General features: G+C 44.6%; 25 protein-coding genes. 14 read left to right on the forward strand and 11 right to left on the reverse strand.

Annotated elements, in window-relative coordinates; genetic code table 11:
* Position 1: 1 nt before the first annotated feature.
* On the reverse strand, positions 2–2,434 hold the full coding sequence (locus tag B1A98_RS07310) for a CRISPR-associated helicase/endonuclease Cas3 (RefSeq protein WP_063384693.1): 2,433 nt from the start codon (positions 2,432–2,434) through the stop codon (positions 2–4).
* Between the two features lie 215 nt (positions 2,435–2,649).
* Between B1A98_RS07310 and B1A98_RS07315 the strand changes: the two genes are divergently transcribed.
* On the forward strand, positions 2,650–3,726 hold the full coding sequence (locus B1A98_RS07315) for a CAP domain-containing protein (protein WP_063384692.1): 1,077 nt from the start codon (positions 2,650–2,652) through the stop codon (positions 3,724–3,726).
* Between the two features lie 71 nt (positions 3,727–3,797).
* Here the strand turns inward: B1A98_RS07315 and B1A98_RS07320 are convergent, their stop codons facing one another.
* Positions 3,798–3,968, reverse strand: a complete 171-nt coding sequence (locus B1A98_RS07320; protein WP_285613975.1) for an IS3 family transposase — start codon at positions 3,966–3,968, stop codon at positions 3,798–3,800.
* 190 nt (positions 3,969–4,158) lie between these two features.
* A complete protein-coding gene (locus B1A98_RS07325; RefSeq protein ID WP_082821714.1) occupies positions 4,159–4,779 on the reverse strand; it encodes an RsiV family protein in 621 nt (206 codons plus the stop codon).
* Between the two features lie 206 nt (positions 4,780–4,985).
* Between B1A98_RS07325 and B1A98_RS07335 the strand changes: the two genes are divergently transcribed.
* The 3 genes from B1A98_RS07335 (at position 4,986) to B1A98_RS07345 (ending at position 9,394) form a co-directional block, all read left to right on the forward strand.
* Positions 4,986–6,161: an LL-diaminopimelate aminotransferase gene (locus B1A98_RS07335; protein ID WP_063384690.1), complete on the forward strand. Its 1,176-nt coding sequence runs from the start codon at positions 4,986–4,988 to the stop codon at positions 6,159–6,161.
* The gene (locus B1A98_RS07340) at positions 6,158–7,840 is read left to right on the forward strand and encodes a thiamine pyrophosphate-dependent enzyme (protein WP_063384689.1); all 1,683 of its coding nucleotides are present in this window, start codon (positions 6,158–6,160) and stop codon (positions 7,838–7,840) included. The genes B1A98_RS07335 and B1A98_RS07340 overlap by 4 nt, the downstream gene beginning before the upstream one ends.
* A 279-nt stretch (positions 7,841–8,119) precedes the next feature.
* The gene (locus tag B1A98_RS07345) at positions 8,120–9,394 is read left to right on the forward strand and encodes a dicarboxylate/amino acid:cation symporter (RefSeq protein WP_170808522.1); all 1,275 of its coding nucleotides are present in this window, start codon (positions 8,120–8,122) and stop codon (positions 9,392–9,394) included.
* Positions 9,395–9,440: 46 nt separating this feature from the next.
* Here B1A98_RS07345 and B1A98_RS07350 read toward each other — a convergent pair whose 3' ends face one another.
* On the reverse strand, positions 9,441–10,205 hold the full coding sequence (locus B1A98_RS07350; protein ID WP_063384688.1) for an IclR family transcriptional regulator: 765 nt from the start codon (positions 10,203–10,205) through the stop codon (positions 9,441–9,443).
* Positions 10,206–10,357: 152 nt separating this feature from the next.
* Complete coding sequence (locus tag B1A98_RS07355; RefSeq protein WP_082821713.1) at positions 10,358–10,486, reverse strand: RsiV family protein; 129 nt, start codon at positions 10,484–10,486, stop codon at positions 10,358–10,360.
* Positions 10,487–10,656: 170 nt separating this feature from the next.
* Here B1A98_RS07355 and B1A98_RS07360 point away from each other — a divergent pair, with 170 nt between their 5' ends.
* Positions 10,657–11,079 (forward strand): GNAT family N-acetyltransferase, encoded by a 423-nt coding sequence (locus B1A98_RS07360; RefSeq protein WP_063384687.1) that lies wholly within the window; start codon positions 10,657–10,659, stop codon positions 11,077–11,079.
* Positions 11,080–11,180: 101 nt separating this feature from the next.
* Here the strand turns inward: B1A98_RS07360 and B1A98_RS07365 are convergent, their stop codons facing one another.
* A complete protein-coding gene (locus tag B1A98_RS07365; RefSeq protein ID WP_063384686.1) occupies positions 11,181–11,381 on the reverse strand; it encodes a YjfB family protein in 201 nt (66 codons plus the stop codon).
* Between the two features lie 189 nt (positions 11,382–11,570).
* Here B1A98_RS07365 and B1A98_RS07370 point away from each other — a divergent pair, with 189 nt between their 5' ends.
* The 8 genes from B1A98_RS07370 (at position 11,571) to B1A98_RS07405 (ending at position 18,846) form a co-directional block, all read left to right on the forward strand.
* The gene (locus B1A98_RS07370; protein ID WP_063384685.1) at positions 11,571–12,173 is read left to right on the forward strand and encodes a glycerol-3-phosphate responsive antiterminator; all 603 of its coding nucleotides are present in this window, start codon (positions 11,571–11,573) and stop codon (positions 12,171–12,173) included.
* A 257-nt stretch (positions 12,174–12,430) separates the two neighbouring features.
* Positions 12,431–13,732, forward strand: coding sequence for an ABC transporter substrate-binding protein (locus B1A98_RS07375; protein ID WP_063384684.1), 1,302 nt, complete (start codon positions 12,431–12,433; stop codon positions 13,730–13,732).
* Positions 13,733–13,848: 116 nt separating this feature from the next.
* Positions 13,849–14,757 (forward strand): carbohydrate ABC transporter permease, encoded by a 909-nt coding sequence (locus B1A98_RS07380; protein ID WP_063384683.1) that lies wholly within the window; start codon positions 13,849–13,851, stop codon positions 14,755–14,757.
* Positions 14,747–15,571 (forward strand): carbohydrate ABC transporter permease, encoded by an 825-nt coding sequence (locus tag B1A98_RS07385; protein WP_063384682.1) that lies wholly within the window; start codon positions 14,747–14,749, stop codon positions 15,569–15,571. Before B1A98_RS07380 ends, B1A98_RS07385 begins: the two co-directional genes overlap by 11 nt.
* Positions 15,572–15,584: 13 nt before the next feature.
* Entirely contained in the window at positions 15,585–16,685 is a 1,101-nt protein-coding gene (locus B1A98_RS07390) for an ABC transporter ATP-binding protein (RefSeq protein WP_063384681.1), read from the forward strand.
* A gap of 6 nt (positions 16,686–16,691) precedes the next feature.
* A complete protein-coding gene (locus B1A98_RS07395; protein ID WP_063384680.1) occupies positions 16,692–17,516 on the forward strand; it encodes a sugar phosphate isomerase/epimerase family protein in 825 nt (274 codons plus the stop codon).
* Positions 17,503–18,294 carry an HAD-IIA family hydrolase gene (locus B1A98_RS07400; protein WP_063384679.1) on the forward strand — a complete coding sequence of 264 codons (792 nt, stop codon included), beginning with the start codon at positions 17,503–17,505 and terminating at the stop codon, positions 18,292–18,294. Before B1A98_RS07395 ends, B1A98_RS07400 begins: the two co-directional genes overlap by 14 nt.
* Positions 18,295–18,666: 372 nt before the next feature.
* Positions 18,667–18,846, forward strand: coding sequence for a hypothetical protein (locus B1A98_RS07405; RefSeq protein ID WP_041095022.1), 180 nt, complete (start codon positions 18,667–18,669; stop codon positions 18,844–18,846).
* A 29-nt stretch (positions 18,847–18,875) separates the two neighbouring features.
* Here the strand turns inward: B1A98_RS07405 and fliS are convergent, their stop codons facing one another.
* A complete protein-coding gene (gene fliS, locus B1A98_RS07410; RefSeq protein WP_063384678.1) occupies positions 18,876–19,274 on the reverse strand; it encodes a flagellar export chaperone FliS in 399 nt (132 codons plus the stop codon).
* Between the two features lie 128 nt (positions 19,275–19,402).
* Between fliS and B1A98_RS07415 the strand changes: the two genes are divergently transcribed.
* A complete protein-coding gene (locus B1A98_RS07415) occupies positions 19,403–20,215 on the forward strand; it encodes a flagellin N-terminal helical domain-containing protein (RefSeq protein WP_041113731.1) in 813 nt (270 codons plus the stop codon).
* A gap of 560 nt (positions 20,216–20,775) precedes the next feature.
* Here B1A98_RS07415 and B1A98_RS21000 read toward each other — a convergent pair.
* The 4 genes from B1A98_RS21000 to fliW all read right to left on the reverse strand — a co-directional run bounded on the left by B1A98_RS21000 (position 20,776) and on the right by fliW (position 23,194).
* Positions 20,776–21,015, reverse strand: coding sequence for a flagellin (locus B1A98_RS21000; RefSeq protein ID WP_370511057.1), 240 nt, complete (start codon positions 21,013–21,015; stop codon positions 20,776–20,778).
* A 218-nt stretch (positions 21,016–21,233) separates the two neighbouring features.
* The gene (locus B1A98_RS07425; protein WP_063384677.1) at positions 21,234–22,328 is read right to left on the reverse strand and encodes a flagellin N-terminal helical domain-containing protein; all 1,095 of its coding nucleotides are present in this window, start codon (positions 22,326–22,328) and stop codon (positions 21,234–21,236) included.
* 190 nt (positions 22,329–22,518) lie between these two features.
* A complete protein-coding gene (gene csrA / locus B1A98_RS07430; protein ID WP_063384676.1) occupies positions 22,519–22,746 on the reverse strand; it encodes a carbon storage regulator CsrA in 228 nt (75 codons plus the stop codon).
* Between the two features lie 7 nt (positions 22,747–22,753).
* A complete protein-coding gene (gene fliW, locus B1A98_RS07435; RefSeq protein WP_063384675.1) occupies positions 22,754–23,194 on the reverse strand; it encodes a flagellar assembly protein FliW in 441 nt (146 codons plus the stop codon).
* Between the last annotated feature and the right edge of the window lie 8 nt (positions 23,195–23,202).

A 23,202-nucleotide genomic window follows, 5' to 3' on the forward strand; every position in this document is an offset into this window, starting at 1 on the left:
TTTAATAGATCGCCTCTCCAAACCCGCTCTCGTTTTGAATATCTAAGCCGTATTCATCGTTATAAGCTCCCTCTTTTAATGCCAGCAGCTTTCCTTCCAAATAAGAAACAAGTCCGTCATTTTTTATCAGCTGCTCTTTTTCATAGGATGAGAGATTTACCGTATATTGCTGTGCTTTCCTCAATAAGACGGTAAGGTCCTCTATCGATTGGCGTCCATTCAATTGAGTAATAAGTTCCTTTCCTTCAGAACCGTACGGTACGATAACTGGAGTCGTCCAATCATCAATGACCCGAAAATGCTTTGCTGCTGTTCCGTAGCTGTGGACGAGAAAAAGCGGCAAATGGCTCCTATGCTTCGAAAGATAAGCCTTATGGTAGCTGCTGTCCCTCTTTCCATCAGCCAACAGTTCCGTCATCTCCTTTTGCAACTGTGGAATAAAATAATTTAAGTCCGACTCAAATTCGGTATAGTATTCTTTAAAATACCTTTCCATCGCTTTTCTCGATAAAAGGTCACCGTCATAGGCGCTGCTGTCCCTTTTTAAATCAATAAGGATTCTTCTGGCAATTTGCTTTCCGGCTTTTATTTCTTTCAGCCGGTTTAAATTCTCCTCGGCATGATCAATTACATAGACGGGCTGTACAGCTTTCTCTCCGTGACGGTTACAGCGTCCGGCCGCCTGTGCAATGGAATCAAGTCCGGCTAAGGAACGAATAACGCACTGAAAGCTGATATCTACTCCCGCTTCAATAAGCTGAGTGCTGACGCAAATGATTTTCTTGCCCTCTTTAAGAGTGCTCCTAATTTCTGATAACATTTCTTTACGGTGAGCGGCACACATCGATGTGCTTAAGTGGTATACAGGAACTCCATGTCCCTGCTCTTTCAGCCGTTCATATAAATCCTTCACAACCGATTTTGTATTCAAGATCACTAAGACACTTGGAACTTCCTTTATTTTTGCTTCGATAAATCCAGCGAGCTCTTCATTGTTAAGCGGACGATCAGTCGCTTTATCAATTACATCTACCCGCTTAAATGCCCCGATGACTTCATCAAGATGAGCAATCATTTCCCCGTCTGTATTTATGTCCAATTTGTTTTTTACAAATCCGAGAGCCGGCTGGGTAGCAGTACACAAAACAATGGTAGAACGCCCACGCGCTTTTAAGAAATTGACCGCCTGGTTAAACAAAGAAACACATGGGACAGGGACTTTTTGCACTTCGTCGAAAATAATGACTGACTCGCACAAATTGTGAAGTCGCCGGACGTTTCGGCTTCCATCTGCGTAAAAAGCGTTTAAGAACTGAACCATTGTTGTAAAAATAATTGGAGCATCCCAATTGTCTTTGGCTAACTTTAACTTCTGTTGCAAGCTGGCGGTACCGTCTTCGTTTTCGTCCGCGTCTTTTCCCTCCTCTACTACATTGGAGTGATGCTCCAAGATGTGAGCGGGATCTTGCAGGATGTTCCTTACTTCCGCGGCATTTTGCTCAATGATTGTTGTATAAGGCAATACGTAGACGATGCGCTTTTTTCCATATTGCTCCGCATGCTTTAGGGCATATCTTAAGCTAGCCAGCGTTTTCCCGCCGCCGGTCGGAATGGACAGCGTATAAATGCCGGGCGGCTTGCTCGCATAATTTTCACAGCATTCAGACATTTCTTTGCGTAGGCGATTTACTGGAGTATCGACTGTTCCTTGCTCGTCAAAGGAACGGAGCTTCGCTGCCAGCCTGTCATAGTAAACAGGAAACAGCTTTTGCGGAGAGATGACGGCCTCACTTTTCTTCTTTTCCTCAAACAGCCTCGTGTTCGTCCGGTCCGCATCAATTAAAACGCTAAAAATAAATTTTGTTAAAAGCATCAGTTGCTTTTCCCTGTTCGCCGGTGCTTCCTTAGCCAGAAAGCTCTCTAACTCCACAGTTGCCTTGTCCACATATACATGGAAGCTACTCTCGCTCATCACCTTTTCAAAAAATACTTGTTTCACCTGGCTGAATTCCGTCAATTCTTTATCTCGCACCCGACGCAAATAATCAGATTCCAAAGCAGGACTGAGAAAATCCTGCAAATATGAATGGTGAGAAATGATGGCATTTCCAACAATCTCAGCCAAGATTCCTTTAATAGGCGACAACTGCTTGCCAGTATGAAACAACTCGTAAAGCAGCTTTCCGCCAGCAGTGGAATGGTCAACACTGCCTCGTTTTGGCGGGGCATCTGGATTACTCACAGCTGCTAGGATGTATTCCGTAAACTTACACGTATACTTTCCGGCATCATGAAGCATGCCAGCCAAGCCAGCAAGGTGTGGCATACCTAGTTTTTCGCCGTAACGCTCTGCCAGTTCCTTCACTTCTAGTAAATGTGTTTCGATACTCTGGATACATCCGTCGCTTGCGCGAATATGGGCAATATACTCCATTGGCTCCTCCCTTTTTTTAGTTACTTTCCCTTCAAAAAAACTTTCTGCCTGTATCTTATGGTCTATAAATCTACTTTAACATATCGTTACAAATGAAGTAACAATTACACCTATCTTACATTTAAATAAAATTTTGGAAAATGTATTTCATTGTAAAAATAAAGATCGGCAATCTATAATAAAGAAAACAGCAATCAAGAAAGGAAGCTGGCACGTTGCGGAGCTTTTTATATACAGTAATAGTGATTACGATTGCTTTTCTTTCATGGCCGGCGATTGAAAAGCAGCTGGATGAGTCGAAAGCAGCTGAGAAAGCAAAGGCGGGTTTTCTCGATTTCACCGAGCAGCTGGGGCTGGGAGAGTTTGTTGCTGACTTCAGCGGAACGGATGGGGCAAAGTCCCCGCCTGTGAAAAAGCCGGCGCTGTCAAAACCGGCAGAGCAGGCGTTTTCCATTCATAATATTGAGTTGGCTGACAGCAAGGAACAGGCGGAGCAGGTGCTCGGTTCCCCGAAGCGCTCCTCTGCCAATGAATACGGGGTCGAATGGCATACTTACCATACAAACTATCAAAACTTTGTGATGGCCGCCTATGACGAGAACGGCCAAGTAGCAGGGCTGTACACCAATCAGGATTTGATCGCTTCCAAGAGTGGCATCAAGCTGGGAAGCGCCAAGGAAGCGGTCCGGAAAACATTCGGCCAGCCGCTCGCTGAGATGCGCAAAGGCTTGGTATATATGCGTTTTGACGAGAAAGAAGACTATGACACCTTTGACCTCGACAACAGCTTTGTTACGATTTTTTACGACAAACATGAAAACAACACGGTCACTGCCATTCAGCTGATCCGCAAAGACATAGAGCAGAAAAAAAGCTCTTTCTATGTCAAAGGCCATGAACCATTGGAAGAAGGCTTTGAATATCAGCTGTTTGATTTAACGAATGCCACCCGAGCCAAGCGCGGCCTCGCTGTACTGAAGTGGGACGATCAAGTGAAGGGTACAGCTAGAAAACATAGCAGCGATATGGCGAAGCAGAATTATTTCTCCCATACGAATAAGCGGGGACAGTCTCCCTTTGACCGGATGGAAGCCGATGGCGTCTCCTTTACCACTGCGGGGGAAAACCTTGCGTATGGACAGTTCAGCAGTATTTTCGCTCACGAAGGCTTGATGAATTCCCTGGGCCACCGGGAAAACATCCTTCGTCCGGAATACCGCTTTCTCGGTGTAGGAGTAGCGTTCAACGAGGAAAACCAGCCCTACTATACCGAAAACTTCTTGACCAAATAGCAAGAAGGGCTGAATCCTTCAGCCCTCAATGTGTCGTCAAAAGGAGTTCAGAAGGTAGTGACCTTCTAAAGTTAGAGTGTAGCTAATTGGCTGGCATGAGTTCGGTATTGTACTGGACTCATGCCAGCCAATTTTTGTTTAACCTGTTCGTTGTTATAGTAATGAATATAGGCTTCCGCTTTCTGTTTCAATTCCTCATAAGACCTTAGTACTTCTCCCTGATACATCTCTTGTTTAAGAATGCCCTAGCTTTTTATCAACCCTGTTGATTGAAATGGAAGACGCGAAGACTCCGGCGGGATCAGCGGGACAGGCGAGACCCCACAAGCGCTTTGGCGCTGAGGAGGCTCGCCGCCCGCCCCGCGGAAAGCGAAGCAGCCTGGAATGGAAAGCAACAGCCCCATCCACAAGCCACATAAAAATGGCTATTGATTAATCATTGATGGCCATCCTTCCAAGCGGACCGTCTTCTTTAATGATGTCCTGCAAATCAAAGACAGAAATTGGGAACATCGGAAAGCCGGCCGCATAGGGAGCAATTTCATAAAGCTGAAAATACACGACAAGCGCTTTGTCGGCGATATAGAAATCCTGATTGGGCTTAATAGCTGTAAAGCCGTCTAGAAGCGGGATATGGCGGCGGGTAATTTGCACGCGGATCAAGTCGGAAAGGCGTTTGACATAATCGCTTCCCGGTTTAAATAAATCCTTCAACTGGCACAGCTTCCCTTGCTGCAGGTCAAATGTCAAAGACTTCAAATAGGTCATTCCGTGAGCCGCATGGTGGTAGTACGTATAATTGGAAAGAGCCACACTGAACACCTGCCGCTGATTATTCTTGAGTTCATAAAAACCGATCATTTCTTCCACCACGGCCGGCGCACCTTCTGTTTGCTGCTGAATCAGCTGTCTTGTTTGATAGGCAATGGTCTGATTCATCGCCCGCTGCAGCTGTTTATTCTCCATGCCAGTCACTTGCGGGTAAAAGATTGTTTGGTTCGGACCATTGCTGAATTTAACCGTTTCCACCCTCACTGGAAATGTTATTGGCATTCTTCTCCCTCTTTTCCTTTTTCATTCATCCTATTCTTGAAAGAAGCCAGCCGTGTATGGCCAAAAGATAGCTATTCTTTCTCTTCCTGATCTTTTTATTAGGCAAAAACCTAAAAAATTGATTGAAAATTTCAAAAAAACCTTTTATAATTTCATTTAAAGAAACATCATTTCTAATAATGAAACAAAAAAAGAAAGGAGACGCCATGTCCTTTACATCAGAAAAAATTCAGCATTTGCCGCCTTATTTCTTTTCTGCCGTCGACAAAAAGAAAAAAGAACTGCTGGCTCAAGGAGTGGATGTCATTGATTTAGGAATCGGGGCGCCTGATCTCCCGACTCCGCCATTTGTGATTGAAAAATTGAAAGCCGAATTAGACAATCCTAAAAACGGAACCTATTCCCCCTATTCCGGGATACGGGAATTTCGGGAAGCGGTAGCCTCCTTCTATTTACAAAATTATGGAGTCACTCTTGATCCTGACACAGAGGTGCTGGCACTGATCGGGTCAAAAGAAGGGATTGCGAACATTATCCCGGCAGTGGTCAACCCTGGAGAGGCCATCTTAGTTCCCGATCCCGGCTACCCGGTGTACAGGACATCTGCTTATTTATCCGGTGTACATGCCATTGACTTTCCGCTCAAACCTGAAAACAGCTATGCCCCGGATTTCTCCCAATTGAGTGAAGAAAATATGGAGAAAGCCAAGCTGCTATTTTTAAATTATCCGGGAAACCCAACAGCCGCTACAGTTGATTTGAGCGTCTTTGAACAAGCGGTTTCTTTTGGCAAAGACCATAATATGGCCGTTGTTCATGATGCAGCCTATTCCTTAGTCACCTTTGGAGAGTATAAGGCGCCAAGCATCTTGGAGGTGCCTGGAGCGAAAGACGTGGCGCTTGAACTGGGGTCGCTTTCCAAAAGCTATAACATGACGGGCTGGAGAATTGGCTATGCGGTTGGCAATCCAGAAATGATCCAAGCACTCGCTAATCTAAAAAGCAACATCGATACGAGCCAGTTCATGGCTATTCAAAAAGCGGCGGCTGCCGCCTTGACTAGTGATCATGCCGCTGTAAAAGAAAACAATGACATCTATTATGAACGAATGAAAAAGATGGTGCAGGCACTGAACAGCATCGGCATTGATGTTGACCTTCCTAAAGGAGCGTTTTTTATATGGGCTCCTGTTCCTGAAGGGTATTCTTCAGCCTCTTTTGCCGAAAAGGTATTAACCGAAGCCGGAGTCATCATCACGCCAGGCCATCTATTCGGCCCTTCCGGAGAAGGATTTTTCCGACTATCCATGTCAGTTCCTAATGATCGGTTAGATGAAGCAGTAAAAAGAATGGCCAATTTGAAAACGGGGGTAAAGTCATGATTCATGCTCAGTCTGTTACAGTCGAAAAATTAACCGGCGGCCAAGGCGTCGTTGCTTGCTTGAAGCGGGAAAGGGTGTCAAAAGTGTTTTGCGTTCCCGGGGAAAGCTACTTGCCTGTCATGGATGCCATCTATGATGAGCCGTCTATTGAATTGATTTCCTGCCGTCATGAGGGCGGCGCTTCCTTTATGGCGGAAGGGTACGCCAAAGCGAGCGGCGAGCCTGGTGTTGTGATGGCAACGAGAGCGGTTGGCGGCGCCAATTTAGCGATCGGCATTCATACGGCTTATCAGGACTCCACTCCTATGGTTGTCTTTTTAGGGCAAGTACATACCGCTTTTCGGGGACGGGAAGGCTTTCAGGAAGTAGAACTTGACCAATTTTTCAGCCATATCGCGAAATGGACTGTTGAAATTAACGATGCCTCCAGAGTGCCTGAACTCGTGACTCGCGCTTTTAAAACGGCAAGATCCGGGCGCCCGGGTCCCGTCGTCGTCTCCTTGCCGGAGGATATGCTGCGGGACGTTGCAGAAATGGCATTTTCCCCGGCAGTGGAACGGTCCAAACCGGCGCCTTCGCTATCAGAGCTGGAAAAGGCCGGCGTTTTATTAAAAGAAGCCAAGCGGCCAATCATTATTGCCGGCGGCGGCGTTATACGGGGGAACGCCGAGAAAGAGCTGCTGTCTTTTGCAGAAGCAGCGGGCATACCTGTCATGGCCTCTTTTCGCCGTCATGATGTGTTTCCAAACAATCATCCTTTATATGCGGGACATTTAGGCTTGGGCACCCCGCTTCCGATAATAGAAACAGCCAAGCAGGCAGATGTCATTTTAACGATCGGCTCCCGGCTTTCAGAAATTACTTCTCAAGACTATTCTTTATTTAACAAAGAGCAGCAGCTTATCCATGTTGACATTAGCGAGGAAACGATCGGCAAGACTTTCATTCCTGCTGTCGGCATGTTAGCCGACGCCAAGGAGGCGCTTGTCGCGTTAGCCGGCCTCAAGCTTACGATCCAAGCTGAAGCAGCCGAATGGGCAGCCGAGCGGCGGCGCGTTTTTGAAAAGTGCGCAGCAGCCGAAACAGCAGAGCGGACAGCTGGCGCTCTTTCCTATCGGCAGTCGATCCAGCTGCTGCAAAGCGAGCTCCCTGCTGAAACGATTTTTACGAACGATGCCGGCAACTTTGCCACTTGGCTTCATAATTACTTTTGTTTCACTCAAGCCAATACTTACATCGGCCCTACTTCCGGCGCAATGGGCTATGGAATTCCGGCAGCCATCGGGGCCAAACTTGCCCGTCCGCGCACTCCGGTTGTCTCACTCTCAGGAGATGGCGGTGCCATGATGACGATTCAGGAACTCGAAACTGCCGTCCGCTATAATCTCCCTGTCATTTGCATTATTTACAACAATCAAATGTACGGGACGATTCGGATGCATCAGGAGATCCATTATCCTGAAAAAGTAGTTGGCACGGAACTTGGCAACGTGAACTTTGTTCTGCTCGCCCAGTCGATGGGAGCTTCCGGTGAATTAATTGAAACAGCCGACCAGTTTAAAGCGGCTCTGCATAAGGCAATCGAAAGCAAGACGCCTTCCCTGCTTGAGCTGAGAATGGACCCGGAGCAAATCTCCGTTTCCAAGACGATCACTGAATTGCGTCAGTCGAATCAATAACCGGCCACTCTAAAGAATCATGTCTGCAGAGGGATGATTCTTTAGTTTTAACTCTAAACTTAACGAATATTATTAATTATCTAAATATTATTGCAGAATAAATGGCAGTGTGGTAAATTTATTACAACAAACGAGAAATGGTATTTCATTTAATGAAATGAAATGAAAAAGAACTTTGCTTCTCCTATATTTTTAGGCCGATGCTTTTATTGCAAGCGCATACATCATTGCTTGTATAGGAATTTCGGAAATACAATACATGTAATTAGGGGGTCTATAATGATTCGATTATGGAATTGGTATAAGCAAAAATCGTTTATTTTAAAAATTACATCCGGCTTTATCCTCGGTGTAATCGTTGGATTGCTGTTCGGACCAGCAGCTGGAGTGCTGGCGCCATTTGGCACACTTTTCCTTAACCTGCTTAAAATGATTGTCGTCCCGCTGATCTTGCTGACGCTGATCGTCTCCGTCAACAACTCAAATCCAAAAGAATTGGGGCGAATTGGCGGAAAAATCTTTCCCTATTATTTGCTGACAACAGCCATCGCCGTGCTGCTCGGGATTTGGATTGCCAAGCTGATTAAACCCGGTATCGGCCTCAGCATGCCAAGCACCGACAATTTCGAAGTTCCCGATGCGCCGTCAACCATTGAAGTGCTGATGAACATCGTACCGACGAACATTTTTCAATCGCTCGCTAATGGCGATATCCTAAGCATCGTCTTTCTCGCGCTGATCGTCGGTTTCTCTATTTCCCTCATGCGCCATTCTAAAGAGCAAGGCATGAGGGAAAAAGGTGACTTGCTGCTGAACCTTTCCGAAGCCGGCAGCGAAGTGACGTTCCGCATTTTAAACGGCGTGCTTCAATACGCGCCGATCGGGGTGCTGGGCATCACAGCGAATTCGATTGGCAATCAAGGCTTTGACACGCTCCAATCCCTTGGAAAATATGTGCTTGCTTCCTATGCCGGTGTTGCCGTGCAGATGTTTATCGTATTCCCGCTGATTTTGCTTATTTTTAAAGTACCGGTGCTGCGCTTTTTCAAGAATGTCCGGGAAGCGCTGTTCACTGCTTTCGTCACATGCAGCAGCTTGGGCACGCTCCCTGTCACCCTCCGAACAGCCAAAAAAGCTGGCATCAGCGACCGGGTCGCCAACTTTACACTCCCTGTAGGGGCAACTGTTAATATGAACGGGTCCGCCATTCACTTTGGCGTCGGCGTTATATTTGCCGCCGATATCGTTGGTTACGATTTAACGATCGGCACAATCATCGCCATCATTCTCACCGGAACGCTTGCGGCGGTCGGAACGGCAGGCGTTCCCGGAGCTGGTTTAATCGGGATGTCGATCGTCTTTACCCAGGCGGGCCTGCCGATTGAAATTGTCGGTCTGACAGCGGGCGTCAACGTCATTACCGATATGGTCTTTACCACATGCAATGTCACCGGCGACATCGTCGGCGCTGCTGTTGTCGATCAAAGCGAGAAAAAACACCATGATTACCAAGCGCCAGTTACGGAAATCCCAGCAAAAACAGCGACAAAATAACACCAGAAAAGCCAGCTGCATGTTTGCCGCTGGCTTTTCTTATGAATTATGGCCCAATATAGCCGAGCGCTTTTGAAATACGAAGCGCCGTTTCTCTCGTCTTTTCCTGAATCTCCTTTTGAAACCCGCTGTCAATCCGGCTCACAGGTCCGCTGACACTCAACGCCGCAATCACTTTATTCGAATAATCGCGAACCGGATAAGAAATACCGATCGTTTCCCGCTCCTGCTCTCCGAGGCTAATCGAATACCCTTGCGCTTTGATTTCCTCTATATGCTCGTACAGCGCTTCCTCCGTCTGAATCAGACTGTCCGCATTGTCCTCAAGCTTAATCCGGGAAATCAAGCTGCGCTGCTCCTCTGGCGGCAGAAACGCCAATAACAGCTTTGGCCCTGACCCTATGTACACGCTTGAACGCTTGCCGACACGAGTATGCAGCCGCACCTTTTGATTGCTTTCAATCTTTTCAATGTAAACGGCTTCCTCTCCATCCAAGATGACAAGATGGACATCCTCGTTCAGCTCCGCGCACAGCGCCTGCATCCATGGCTTGGCAATTGTGCGAATCTCCAGCTGCTCCGCCACAATATTGCCCAGCTCCAGCAGCTTCAGCCCCAAGCGATAACGCACATCCTGCCCGGTGTTTTTTGACTTTACCAGCATTCCGCAAGCCTCTAAAGAAGCGAGAAAACGAAAAGCCGTCGGTTTAGGCATGCCTGCCCTTTCAGCGATCTCCGCCAGCGTCAGCTCCGTCTGGCCCTCCAAAAAAAGATCCAGCAAATGCAAAGCCTTAACTACACTTTGGTTCATGCTCTCCCCCCCAACTGACATGCTCTCTTTATTATTACCATTATACCATGCAAGCAGCAGATTCTCCGGATTAACCGCTGGGAAAAAGAGCAGTAAACAACAAAGCCGGCGGCCTGTCCTTGATGATAAGGACGAGCCGCCCGCAACATCGCTTAACGAATCAGCGAATACGGTAAAGCAAACTCCCGGATACCGTCTGAATAGGGGCCGTACTCATAAGGATTAAAGTACATCACAAACCCTGTATTTGTCATATAAAATTGTTGTTGGTGTTCATTCAAGCTTTCCAGCCCTTCCCACGAAATACGTTCTTTTTCAATCCATCTTGAAAATGATAAATTGGCAGTAAACTACACAGGTAAGCAGAAAGAGGACAACCGCTTACTTTCCTTTTCTGCTAAAATATAAAAAACAGAAAATTACCACAAAGGGAGCAGGGGAGAAATTGATTATGATTGAAGAACTGGTCACTGAAGAAGAAGTACGGCAAATCTTTCCGCTCATGAAAGACTTGCGCCCCTATCTGGATGAAACACGCTTTATCCAAATATGGAAGACGATGCAGCCAGACGGCTATCGGATCTTTGCCATGTATGACGCAGGAGAGCTAGTCGCCTTCACCGGCATTCAAATCCGGACAAATATGTATTATTTCCGCCACGTTTTTGTGCACGAACTAGTGACGCGTGCCGATATCCGCTCAAAAGGATATGGACAAAAACTGCTCTCCTTCGTACACGACTGGGGACGGGAGCATGAATGCGTGACAGTGGCCTTAGAATCCGCCTTAATCCGAGACGATGCCCACCGCTTCTATGAAACAAAAATGGGCTACGACCGCTTTTGTTACTCATTCAAAAAAGAACTTGGTTAATCACAGGAGGCGTCAGCCCTCTCTAACTGTCCGGGCAATAAACCGCTTAGACTTTTTTATCAAAAAAAGAGCAGCCATGCGGCTGCTCTTTCACATTCCCTCTATGCCTTCACATCAATCATTCCGCCCAAATGCGGCTGCACAGCGCGCTCTAAAGCCTTGACATTTGCTGCACTCATCATCTGATGAATAAACTCAGCCTTTCCTTTTGCTTGATCCATCGCTTTCTTCATAACCGATAACGAGGCTTGCTGCTGCACCTGCCCTTGGTGAAGGGCGATAGATAATAAGGCGATATCCATGAAAACACCTGCTCTTTCTGCGAATCTAATTTTATAAAAAGCGTAGCATACAGCAAGGCATTCGTACAGAAAGAGCCTTTTCCTAGCCTTCCTATTTCACGGAACAAAACTCTTGCCCCTCTTTTAAATTAACCTTAAAAGCTATACACTTAACGGTAAAATAGACCTAAAACAGGAAGGAATCAGAATATGAAGCACATTCACGCTCTCCCGATATTGAAAGAAAGACTTCAAGCGCATAAAATGGTTGCTGCAGTAAAGGAGCCTAAGTATATTGAGAAAGCGATTAAATATAAAGATAACTTAAGCGCTGTATTATTAATGACAGGCACCATTTTAACAGTAAAAAAGTATGTCGATTTCATTCAATCTCACGACTTGCCGGTTATTTTGCATGTTGAAAAAATCGGCGGGCTGGAAATGGATCGCGACGGGGTTGAATTTGTTAAAAGAAATGTGCAGCCGCACGCAATCGTCACGACCAGAAACGGAATTATCAAAAAAGCAAAATCCAGCGGACTTGCTGTTGTCCAGCGCATTTTCTTAATTGACACAGAAGTTTATACCAACTTGATTAAAGATGTTAAACATATTCAATCTGACATTATTGAAATTATGCCCTGCCGCGCACCGGATTTTTTAAGTAGAATATCAAAAGTTTCTCCAGTGCCGACGATTACAGGAGGGCTTCTTAATTCTCCTGAACATGCCAAGCAAGCATTAGAAAATGGCGCGTTGGCGGTTACGACTTCTAATCCTGACATGTGGAAGTTGAACTTAAATGAATTGTAAATGAAGATTTTACATTTACTTCACACTAACCCAATAATTAACCATTATTGTATAAGTATAAAGTGAATAAAAACGGTGCGAACAGAGAGACCTCAAATTTTATGTATAGCCACTGCTTATACATTTTATTTGAGGCTCTTTCTTTTTTTCAGCCAGCCAAGGAGGTGAATCGATTAGAAAAGAAAAGCCGCTTCTGCTATAGGTAACCAGCTAATCAAATTCTGATTCCCATGATACAAATCAAGGAGGCCAAAGAAATGAACGGATATCTCAAGTTATTCAGCTTGCTCGCCCTCATGCTTATGCTAGCAGCATGCGGAAAATCCGGCAGCACAGCATCTAATAATTCAGCTGCAAGCGATGAAAAAACAGTGATTGAATATTGGCATGTCAATGCAGAAACGCAAGGCGGAAAAACCGTAGAGGAATTGGTCAAAGCCTTTAATGAGCAAAGCAAAACAACAAAAGTAGTCGCAAAATATAATCCCGATATGTACAAAGGGCTTATGCAAAACTTGCAGGCCGAGGCAGCGTCAGGAAAATCACCGGCAGTTGTTCAGGTTGGATGGTCTTTTTTAGATTATTTCTCTAATAACTTCAGTTATATATCTCCACAAGAAGTCATTGATCAGCATTTTCCTGATGACCGAACATTCTTAAAGGACCATTTTCTTGATAACGTGCTGGAATTAGCCCAAAACTCAGAGGGCATACAAGTAGGTATTCCTTACTCACTAAGCACACCTGTTCTTTATATTAACAAAGATCTGTTAAAAGAAGCAGGGCTTGATGAAAATGGACCAAAAACTTGGCAGGAAGTGAAGGAATTTTCCAAGAAGATCAAAGAAAAAACCGGAAAGCATGGATTTTATATGCAGGAGCCTGCCGACAATTGGGCAACACAGGCTTTATTAGAAAGTAACGGTGCACGCATGCTATCAGGAAAAAAGGCAGCATTCGCTTCTAAAGAAGGCATTGAAGCTTATCAATTATTAGCAGATATGATTGTAAAGGATAAGACCGCTCTTCACCTCCCTTGGGATCAAGGCGTTCAAAGCTTCATTGACGGTAATGTAGCGATGGCCTATACAACGATTGCCCGCCGCTCGCAAATTCAAGATAACGCTAAATTTAACGCTGCCGCAATTAAATCCCCTGCTTGGGAAGGAAAGGACGTTCGTTTGCCGGCAGGCGGAGCTATGCTGGCCATCACGGCTCAAGAGGAAAAGCAGCAAAAAGCAGCTTGGGAATTTATGAAGTACTTATACAGCGTAGAATCGATGGCAAAATGGACAGAAGGTACAGGTTATGTCCCTCCACGCAAAGATGTGGCAGAAGACGAAAATGGCTTGAAAGATTTTCTGGCAGAAAATGAAATGATGAAAGCAGCGATAGAACAGATGGATGGCGTCGTATCCTGGACATCCTTCCCGGGTGATGCAGGACTTGAAGCGGAGCAAAAGCTGTTAGATATCCGCGATGAAATCCTCGGCGGAAAAACCAGCGTCAAAGAGGGCTTAAAAACAACAGAAAAAGAAATCAACAAATTGTTAAAGTAATCAATTATTCACCGCGCCAGCTTCTTTGTAAAAGGGAACGATCAGAGACCCCCCTCTCTTGGTTTTCCCTTTTGCATAACAGCTGCGGGGACTTAGTAACTGCGGGAGGACCATACATGCAAGCAGCAAAACCTGCAAAAATAAAATTCACAACAGATCACTGGAAAGCTTACGGCTTACTTATTCCTTCCTTGATTATTTTTATCTTATTTATGTTTTGGCCATTTATGTACACCATCTACCTAAGCTTTTTTGATTGGAATATGGTCAAGCCAACGAAGGAGTTTGTCGGTCTTCAAAACTATAAAGAGGTGCTAACCGACCCAACTACATATAAAGTTTTTGGAAATACGCTATTGTATATCGGCTTACTATTAATCATTAACTTAATAATCCCATATATTTTGGCTTTTGTGCTTGATATTGTACTCAAGCGGTTCAACCACCTCTATAAAGGTGCTATCTTTTTGCCTTCTGTTATTTCCTTGGTAGTCGGCTCTATCTTATTCACCTGGCTGTTAAACCCGGTATCAGGACCAGCAGCCATTATTCTTGGCTGGTTCGGAATAGACATGCCGATTTGGAGCAAGCTGGATGGCTGGGTCATTGTCGTATTGAGTCTAATTACTTCATGGAAAGTATTTGGTTATAACTTTATCGTTCTTTATGCTTCCGTGAATGGCATCGCCCGGGAAGTGATTGAAGCAGCTCGTTTAGACGGAGTGCCTTTATGGAAAATATTCTTTCATCTCGTACTCCCGATGAGCAGCGCGACAGGTATTTATGTTTTCATCATCACGATCGTTCAAGGGCTTCAATATGTCTTTACGCCGATTAAGGTAATCACCCAGGGCGGGCCGAATTATGCTAGCTCCAATGCCATTTATCATGCCTACCATGAAGCATTTGTTCTATACCGAACAGGCCATTCTGCTGCCTTATCCATCTTAACGATGGCGATTTTTATTCTTTTGCTTATTTTAGAATTTAAGTTTGTGGAAAGAGGTATCCATTATGAAAACTAACCGTTCCGTATCGATACCTTGGCATATGATTTTTATAGGAATAATTATTATTCTGACTTTCCCGATTATCTTTGCGGTTGGGATTTCTTTTAAACCATTAGAAGACGCATACAACAACGCCTTAAATTTCATTCCGACACAGCCGACTTTAGAAAACTATGAAACATTCTTTAACAGCTTAAATGTAGTAAAGATTGTCTCGAATACGTTTATCATCGCAGCCACTGTTACTTTATTTAAAGTGTTTACTTCTTTTTTGGCGGCCTATGCGTTTGTGTTCTTTGATTTTAAAGGCAAAAATATGCTGTACTTCCTGTTAATCAGCACTATTTTTATTCCTTTTTCCGTTACCATGATTCCCAACTATTTAATGATCTCCGACCTTGGACTGGCAGACAGCGTATGGGGCGTCATTCTCCCGCAGCTAGCTGATGCCGTAGGAATCTTGCTGCTTCGGCAATCTATGAAAACGATCCCTATATCCTTAGTCGAGGTAGCACGATTAGATAATTTGGGACATCCGCGCATTATGAAAGACATTGTGCTGCCGCTGGTAAAGCCGGCAGTCACCTCTACAGGCATTTGGTTCTTTATTTTATCGTGGAATGAATATGTATGGCCTGTGCTTATTTTGAAAACAGTTGATCATTATACGTTGCCGCTGGCTCTGCAAATGTATATCAGTTCAGAGGGCGGAACGAACTTTACTGTCGCGATGGCAGTAGCGGTCATTACGATGATCATCCCTTTAACTCTCTATCTACTGTTTCAAAAGTACATCATCGGGACATTTGCTTCTTCAGGAATTAAGTAAAGGCGGGATAATTATGAAGGAAATTCGATTTGAACACGTATACAAGTCCTATGGCAAGACGGAGGTAGTGACAGATCTTAACTTAACCATTCAGAAAGGAGAACGCCTCATCCTTCTTGGCCCCTCCGGCTGCGGCAAATCCACCACTTTGCGCATGATTGCCGGGCTGGAAGATGTGTCCTCAGGTGCTATATACATGGATCATCAAAAAGTCAATCACCTTCCAAGCGGCAAGCGAAATGTCGCCATGGTGTTTCAAAATTATGCGTTATATCCTCATATGAATGTCATTGATAATATTACGTACGGCTTGAGAGTGCAGAAGGTACCGGCAGATGAAATTAAACGGCGGACAGAAGCTGCTTTAGACATGCTGCAGCTGAAGGAATATAAGAACCGCTTGCCAAAAGATTTATCAGGCGGACAAAGGCAGAGAGTAGCCCTTGCCAGAGCTGTGGTCAAACAAGGCGATTACTTTTTGCTGGATGAACCATTATCAAATTTAGATGCCCAATTACGAGTAGCTGCGCGAAAAGAATTAGTGAAAATCCATGAAATGTATAAACAAACACTCGTTTATGTAACCCATGATCAAGTAGAAGCCATGACTGTAGCTGACCGGATTGCTTTAATGTACAAAGGGAAACTGCAGATGGTTGATACACCCGATAACGTCTATCACCGGCCGGCAAATATTTTTACAGCGACATTTATCGGATCACCGCCGATGAATGTTTTCAATGTAGATGTACAGCCAGACAGTATCCGCTTTAGCAGCCAAACATTGAAATTAAGTCCGGAATGGAGCCAGCACATCCAGCAGACCGGTGAAAAAGACCTTGCATTCGGCATTAGGCCAGAACATATCGATCTATCAAAAATACCGACCCCAAACAGCTTAAAAGGCCAGATTAAATTTGTTGAAAATCATGGCAATCATTACGGAGTTTACATGGATATTGAAGGAAACGAATGGATCGCTATGAGCGAATCAAAAAGGTGGCTGCCACATGAAACAGTCTATATAAAACCGAGAGCAGACAAAATTCATATGTTTAACCAGCAGACAACCGATTCGATCGGCTATCCAAAATCATTAAATAATGGAGAGTGAGCAATCATGCAAAAAAAGATTTGTTATTCTGACTTAGCTGTATTATCACATGGCCTCTTTGATACTATCGATGAATTAATCAACTACGGGGCAGATAAAATTGAGTTATTAATGGATGGACCTAAGTGGGAGCAAATGGAAGATTTATTCTTAGAACTTGCTCCAAGATTGAAGTCTCTTCCTGTTCGCTATACGATCCACCCGCCGGCATGGGACATTAACTTAACGAGCGAAAATCGAGCAACGCGAGAAACAGCTTTTTCTGAATATAAAAAAGCGATTCAATTTGCCGGCTTGATTGGAGCCAGCCATGTCGTGATTCATCCCGGCTTTTGCTTTTCACCAGTGTTTAATAAGCAAACAGCCCAGCAACGTGCCGCCGATTCGATTCATCACTTATGCCAAATCGCTAAGCCCCTCAACGTGAAGCTTGCGATTGAAAATGTCGGCTACAATGGAAGCTCTCTTTTTACCCAAGAGGAATATACAAGCTTCCTTGATGGCATAGATGAAGCTGCCGGATTTTTAATCGATACAGGGCACGCCCATTTAAACAAATGGGATATTCCACGACTGGTCAAAGAAACACGGGAGCGGCTGCTTGCTTTACATATCCATGACAATGATGGAACTGGCGATGACCACCTGTCCATCGGGGAAGGAACGATCGAATGGAAGCCAGTTTTTGCCGCTATTAACGAATATGCTCCGCAATGTGAGTTGATCCTTGAATACGCTCCGAACACACCATTAGAAAAGTTAAGAGAAAGCAAAGACCTTTTAAGAAGAGAGGTCCCAACCAATCCGGGAGTGAAACATGATACATATTGACGACTTCGGAGCCTACTGCTTTGATCTGGATGGAACGATCTATGTCGGAAAGCAGCTTCTGCCCGGCGTACAAGAAACAATCCATCTGTTAAGAAAAACTCATAAAAAAATTTTATTTATTACCAATGCCCCTACGCATACGAGAGCAGACTGCCAAAGGCTTCTCTCTTCACTAGGAGTAGCTGCGGAACTGGACGAAATCATTACGGCTTCCTCGTTATCGGCTGTCTATTTTCAAGAAAACTATCCCGATGCATCTGTTTTTATTATCGGAGAACAAGCCATTACCGACGAATTCAGCCGTTATCCATTAAAAGTGACAGGCGATCCCTTGCACGCTACCCATGTGCTAGTTGGATTAGACCGGACCTTCACATATGACAAGCTAAATCAGGCGATGACCGCCATTCGCAATGGTGCCAAGCTAGTCGTCACCAATCCTGATCCTGTTTGTCCAGTTCCTGGAGGATACATTGCGGACACATTGGCGATTGCCAAAGCTATTGAAGTCGCTGCCGGTCAACCTATTGACCAAATCATTGGCAAGCCCTCTGCCTATTACATTAATAAAGTCCAAGAACGCTTAAACTTCCCAAAGAACCGATGCTTAATCGTAGGCGACCGCTTGGAAACAGATATCTTAATGGGAAAAGAGCATGGCCTACCGACCTGCCTCGTACTAACCGGCGCATCCCATCCAAACGATATCAAACGCACGGGCATCCAACCCGATTATGTCATTAATAATTTGACAGAACTCTTTGCAAAGGAAAAGTGACGTCTTGAGATTATGAAGCTAGCCATCTGCTAACTTAGCAGATGGCTAGCTTTATTCCATACAACTAATCCATGGAAGCTCCGATGTGCGCATTTATGAACACAGCTTACGAACGAGTTAAACAGCTTCCATACTGGCCTCGCACTGGGATAAATCTGTATCGTAAACCAACTTTATTCTGCAAGTGTTCACTGGGTCATTCTATAACAATTAAATAGAGCCTTACAGATAATCAAGGAATTTATGCCTATTATTATAAATATTAAAGGTAAAAAACTTTTCTTTGGAAAATATATGGTTTATAATTTAGGACAAAAGACACAAAAGTGAAGTATCTAACATTTTTGTAAATATAGGGAGGAACGAACTGTTATGGGTGTTATCGGCGGTATCGGAGAAGGGCCAGTATCACAATTTGTGATGATCAGCAAACAAATTGCAGAACAAGCAGTCAACGAAAAAATTCAAGACGTTGTATCAGACCCGGCAAAAAGAATCCGTGAACTGCAGCAGCCTTCGCCGTTTTCACAGTTTATCGATATCAAAATTTAAAAACACAGCAGGGTCCTCCTGCTGTGTTTTTAAATGAAATCCTCGGTATGCTTCTTCCGGCGGCGGTGCAACGCCAGCTGCCAATCTTCTTTCTGCTTACCCAGAAAGTCTGCTATCTCCTCCAATGCAGACCTATCATTAGCCATATTCGCCTTAACCAGCTGCCGATTTAAATAATCATAAACAGCAATAAGAGCTTGTCCTTGCTCCTTCCCCGCTTCTATAAACGGTATCACTTGGAGCACACACTCCTGTGCCCTCTGCAAATGTTGGTTTTGTTCGGCGACCTCTTCTTTCTCCATCGCCTGCCGGGCGGTATGAATAGAGGATAGAGCTTCCTCTATGAGGGCAATAATCAGCTGTTCTGCAGAAGCGGTCAGAACACTAACCTGCTGGTACCGGCGAAGAATCTGCTGACGTCCTTTCATCTTTCTCCCTGCCTTTCTTCCTTTTTATCGGTTTTTTTCCAGCAAAATTGCGCCTGTTAAATCAATAATCAAAAAAATAATCCGATATAAATAATGGAAATCCATTGTATGTGAAAAGAGGTGAGAAAATGAAAATTCATAATCAGGCAATGGTTGCTTTTTCCGTGACACGTTATCAGAAAAATGAAAAGCTAATGGAAAAATCAATGAACAAATTATCCTCCGGTTTAGCGATTCGCCAAGCAAGCGACAACGCTGCCGGCTTGGCTGTAGCAGAAACGATGCGCGCTCAAGTCAGAGGACTATCCCAAGCCCAGCGCAATATGCAGGACGGTCTCTCTGTCTTGCAGGCGGCGAATGAAGGGCTTAATAATGTGAACGCTCTGTTGCAGCGCGGACGTGAATTGGCCGTCATGAATGCCAATGAAACAATGACCGCAACGGATCGGGAAGCGAGCCAAGAAGAACTCAATCAGCTGATGGAAGCTATCAACGACACGGCCAGCAAGCTGGAATTCAATACAAAAAAAATATTAGGTGAAAACGCCCCGCTGCTGCTGATGGTCGGCGCCAATCCAGGACAGCAAATCAGCATTGATTTGATGGATACAAGCACAAAGGCTCTAAACCTAGAAGGCGTCTCCCTGCTCACACAGAAAGATGCGGGAGAACTGATCTCAAGACTGGATCAAGCCATCCAGCAAACGACCGGCAACTTAACGAAAATCGGCTCTTATCAAGAAGCCATCGAACATCATATGACGAATACTCTAGTCAACGAATCAAACTTAACTTCCTCCCTATCTATGGTGGCAGACACCGATATGGCCAAAGAAATAGCAAGCAATCTCAGCTTGACCATCCGCCAAAACAGCGACAAAATCATCGTTTCGCACGTAAACCAATCGGTAAGTGAAGTACTGGGTCTGTTTTCTAGATAAAGATGAAGCCGCTTCTCTGATAGAAGCGGCTTTGCGTTGATAATAAACAACGTGTGAAGTGCCTTTCAATTCTAAAAAACCAGTTAATGTACCTTGGGGATCGAATGATTCTTTGTAAATAAGGCTATTTATTTGCTCATAAAAAAATCCGATTCTCCAGGAACGGAGAACCGGATTTTCTAATAAAATTAACGAAGAAGTTGTAGAACTCCTTGTGGTTGTTGGTTCGCTTGCTTTGCGACTGTATCTTTCGACTACAGAATAGACTATATCTTCATCCACGTTTTTCATGGAGCTGGGCACTTCGAACAGCATGTGCTGCCCTACGAGATTCATAGTCATAGCTTTGCCTTAGACCGTATTCTCTAGTCGTTGAACCTTCTCCAGAGTTTCCTCACAGGAGCTTGGCTGCTGATTATCCATTGTTGCATCTTCAGCATTTTCAAACCATCACGCTGACCGTTTCCAGTTACGTTGTGGTTGATGAAGCTTTAGGAAGTTCCAGCAATTCACCCAGTTATACTCCAGTTCGTTGCCAAACTGGACGCCCTTCTCATCAATTATCTCAAGAGTTGTAATACGCCTTGAGGCAGTTGATTCGATTGAGCCAACATTGCTTGCGCTGCTTGCGCAAGAATAGAGTTCTTCGTTTGGTTCATCATTTCTTTCGCCATCGTGCGAACATTTGCTTTCACAAATGACCAGACTATATCTTCACCCTCTATTATTCTAGTAGGGGTCGGGCACTTCGGATTCACAATGCTGATAACCATTGCTTCACCTATGGATTTCATCATCATAGCTTGCGCCTTAGATGGTTTATCCTAGTCGTTGAACCTTCTCCAGAGTTTCCTCACAGGAGCTTGGCTGCTGATTGCCCAATCTTTTCTTTTTTCAAACCCTCACGCCTGTCGTTTCCAACTGCGTTGTGGCAAGAAAAGCTCTAAGGGGTTTCCAGCAATTCACCCGATCATAATCGCTGACCGTTACCAGTCAGGACGACTGTGCTTGTTGCTGCTTACGCAGCTAAAGCATAATCTACGTCACGGACACGAGATTCCGCAGCAGTTAAGTTTTCAGAAGATGTACCTAGGTTGTTAATAGTATGTTCTAGACGGTTTTGGTTCGCACCAAGTTTAGAACGTTCAGCAGAAACTTTATCGATTGCTGATTGAATTTTTGTTACAGTTGCTGCAGCATCAGCATGTGTTAAAACGCTAAGAGCTTGTTCAGTTGTTGCACTGCTTGTACCATCAGTTACAGCTAATTTAGCATCCGCTGCTGGATCTGCAGTTGAAATACCTAGAGCTACTGCTCTCATGTCATTAATTTCAAGAGATAGACTTTGGTTTTCGTTCGCACCGATTTGGAAGCTAAGAACTCCGCTGTCATCTTTTGTTCCTTCAGTTGTTGTAACTGCTGAAGAAGTGATGCCAGTAGCTCCAGCAAGATCTGCAGTCATACCAGTAGATGGTCCATTTTCTTTTGTTTCGATAGTTACTTTGTTACCCGCAACAGTGACAGTATACTTGTCTTTTAATGCTGCATCCGCTTCAATAGCAGTTTTGATATTTCCGGCAGTTGTGCCTTCATCTGTATCAAACGCTACATCCAAGCCCATGACTTTAGTAGTTCCAGCTGTCATACCAGTCAAATCAAATTCAATCTTTGATTTTGAAGTATATGTCGCTGCTTTATCACCGTTCAAAAGCTTCTGAGTGTTAAACTCAGTAGTATTACCGATACGGTTGATTTCAGATGTCATTTGGTTGATTTCTTTTTGAATTTCTTCACGGTCAGAAGTTGTGTTCGTATCATTCGCAGCTTGTACAGCTAGCTCGCGCATACGTTGAAGAATGTCATGAGTTTCGTTAAGAGCGCCTTCTGCCGTTTGGATAAGGCTGATCGCGTCTTGGCTGTTTTTAGAAGCCATGTCTAAACCGCGGATTTGTCCACGCATTTTTTCAGAGATCGCAAGGCCTGCTGCGTCATCTCCAGCACGGTTAATACGAAGGCCAGAAGATAATTTCTCCATAGATTTAGATTGTGCGCTGTTGGCACTGCTTAATTGGCGGTACGTGTTCAACGCCGCAATGTTGTGATTAATTCTCATTGTTCTTTTCCTCCTTGAATAGGTCGTTCACGTCCGTGTGAACGTTAGTTAGGCAGCGGAGCGTCGAGGTCGGCCGCCCTTGTTCCCCGCTACATCTTTAATATCGGAGGGAGCGGAAAAAGTTTAATAGGTTTTGGATTATTTTTTTGCAAAAAAATAAAAAAGAACTTCTTGTCATCGAAGTTCTTCCTTACTGCTTATTCACTTTGCCGAGAATATCAAAAATATTTTTCACCTCGGCTGAAGCTTGTTCGTTTTCTTCCCGAATCGTCAAGTAGACTTCTTTCCGGTGAATATCGATATGCTTCGGAGCGTTGATGCCTAGTTTGACTTGGTCTCCTTTGACACTGACCACAGTGATTTCAATGTCATCCCCGATTTGAATGGCTTCTCCTGTTTTCCTTGTAAGGACTAACATGATCCCATCACTCCTTTACGGCGCCTGCCGGCATAATCGTATGACGGGTCTGGTAGCGGTTGTCATTTAAAATGGCTTGCTTCGCTCTTTTATTTTTTGCATTCACGACAATAGGTGCCTGAAGGTTGGCAGTCGATTCGCTAAATGGCTCCCTAATCGTCAAAATGGTATAGATAGCGGCTTCTTCCGCTTGATCTAATTCAAGGGCTTCAACGGTTCCTGCATCCAGAACAATATCATAGTCAGGAAAAAAAGCGAACGGGCTGGCAATGATAAACCCCAGAGCTGGTGTCTTTGTCGATTGGAGTACAAAAAACAAGTCATTATCAGGAAAAGAGAGCAATGTAAAGCTTTTTTCATCTGCAAATCCCGGAATCCCCTGCTTGAATGTCCAAATTGCTTCCTCGTTCACTTCCACCTGGCCATGGTATTTCGTTTCGATGATCATCTTTTCCA

Source organism: Pseudobacillus badius (assembly GCF_002189605.1).
GTDB lineage: Bacteria > Bacillota > Bacilli > Bacillales > Domibacillaceae > Pseudobacillus > Pseudobacillus badius.

What these genes read in the sequence shown, in the direction of transcription:
- B1A98_RS07310 (WP_063384693.1), bottom strand. Translation starts at nt 2,434, where the DNA reads ATGGAGTATATTGCCCATATTCGCGCAAGCGACGGATGTATCCAGAGT.
- B1A98_RS07325 (WP_082821714.1), bottom strand. Translation starts at nt 4,779, where the DNA reads ATGCCAATAACATTTCCAGTGAGGGTGGAAACGGTTAAATTCAGCAAT.
- B1A98_RS07335 (WP_063384690.1), top strand. Translation starts at nt 4,986, where the DNA reads ATGTCCTTTACATCAGAAAAAATTCAGCATTTGCCGCCTTATTTCTTT.
- B1A98_RS07340 (WP_063384689.1), top strand. Translation starts at nt 6,158, where the DNA reads ATGATTCATGCTCAGTCTGTTACAGTCGAAAAATTAACCGGCGGCCAA.
- B1A98_RS07345 (WP_170808522.1), top strand. Translation starts at nt 8,120, where the DNA reads ATGATTCGATTATGGAATTGGTATAAGCAAAAATCGTTTATTTTAAAA.
- B1A98_RS07350 (WP_063384688.1), bottom strand. Translation starts at nt 10,205, where the DNA reads ATGAACCAAAGTGTAGTTAAGGCTTTGCATTTGCTGGATCTTTTTTTG.
- B1A98_RS07360 (WP_063384687.1), top strand. Translation starts at nt 10,657, where the DNA reads ATGATTGAAGAACTGGTCACTGAAGAAGAAGTACGGCAAATCTTTCCG.
- B1A98_RS07365 (WP_063384686.1), bottom strand. Translation starts at nt 11,381, where the DNA reads ATGGATATCGCCTTATTATCTATCGCCCTTCACCAAGGGCAGGTGCAG.
- B1A98_RS07370 (WP_063384685.1), top strand. Translation starts at nt 11,571, where the DNA reads ATGAAGCACATTCACGCTCTCCCGATATTGAAAGAAAGACTTCAAGCG.
- B1A98_RS07375 (WP_063384684.1), top strand. Translation starts at nt 12,431, where the DNA reads ATGAACGGATATCTCAAGTTATTCAGCTTGCTCGCCCTCATGCTTATG.
- B1A98_RS07380 (WP_063384683.1), top strand. Translation starts at nt 13,849, where the DNA reads ATGCAAGCAGCAAAACCTGCAAAAATAAAATTCACAACAGATCACTGG.
- B1A98_RS07385 (WP_063384682.1), top strand. Translation starts at nt 14,747, where the DNA reads ATGAAAACTAACCGTTCCGTATCGATACCTTGGCATATGATTTTTATA.
- B1A98_RS07390 (WP_063384681.1), top strand. Translation starts at nt 15,585, where the DNA reads ATGAAGGAAATTCGATTTGAACACGTATACAAGTCCTATGGCAAGACG.
- B1A98_RS07395 (WP_063384680.1), top strand. Translation starts at nt 16,692, where the DNA reads ATGCAAAAAAAGATTTGTTATTCTGACTTAGCTGTATTATCACATGGC.
- B1A98_RS07400 (WP_063384679.1), top strand. Translation starts at nt 17,503, where the DNA reads ATGATACATATTGACGACTTCGGAGCCTACTGCTTTGATCTGGATGGA.
- B1A98_RS07405 (WP_041095022.1), top strand. Translation starts at nt 18,667, where the DNA reads ATGGGTGTTATCGGCGGTATCGGAGAAGGGCCAGTATCACAATTTGTG.
- fliS (WP_063384678.1), bottom strand. Translation starts at nt 19,274, where the DNA reads ATGAAAGGACGTCAGCAGATTCTTCGCCGGTACCAGCAGGTTAGTGTT.
- B1A98_RS07415 (WP_041113731.1), top strand. Translation starts at nt 19,403, where the DNA reads ATGAAAATTCATAATCAGGCAATGGTTGCTTTTTCCGTGACACGTTAT.
- B1A98_RS21000 (WP_370511057.1), bottom strand. Translation starts at nt 21,015, where the DNA reads ATGATGATGAAATCCATAGGTGAAGCAATGGTTATCAGCATTGTGAAT.
- B1A98_RS07425 (WP_063384677.1), bottom strand. Translation starts at nt 22,328, where the DNA reads ATGAGAATTAATCACAACATTGCGGCGTTGAACACGTACCGCCAATTA.
- csrA (WP_063384676.1), bottom strand. Translation starts at nt 22,746, where the DNA reads ATGTTAGTCCTTACAAGGAAAACAGGAGAAGCCATTCAAATCGGGGAT.
- fliW (WP_063384675.1), bottom strand. Translation starts at nt 23,194, where the DNA reads ATGATCATCGAAACGAAATACCATGGCCAGGTGGAAGTGAACGAGGAA.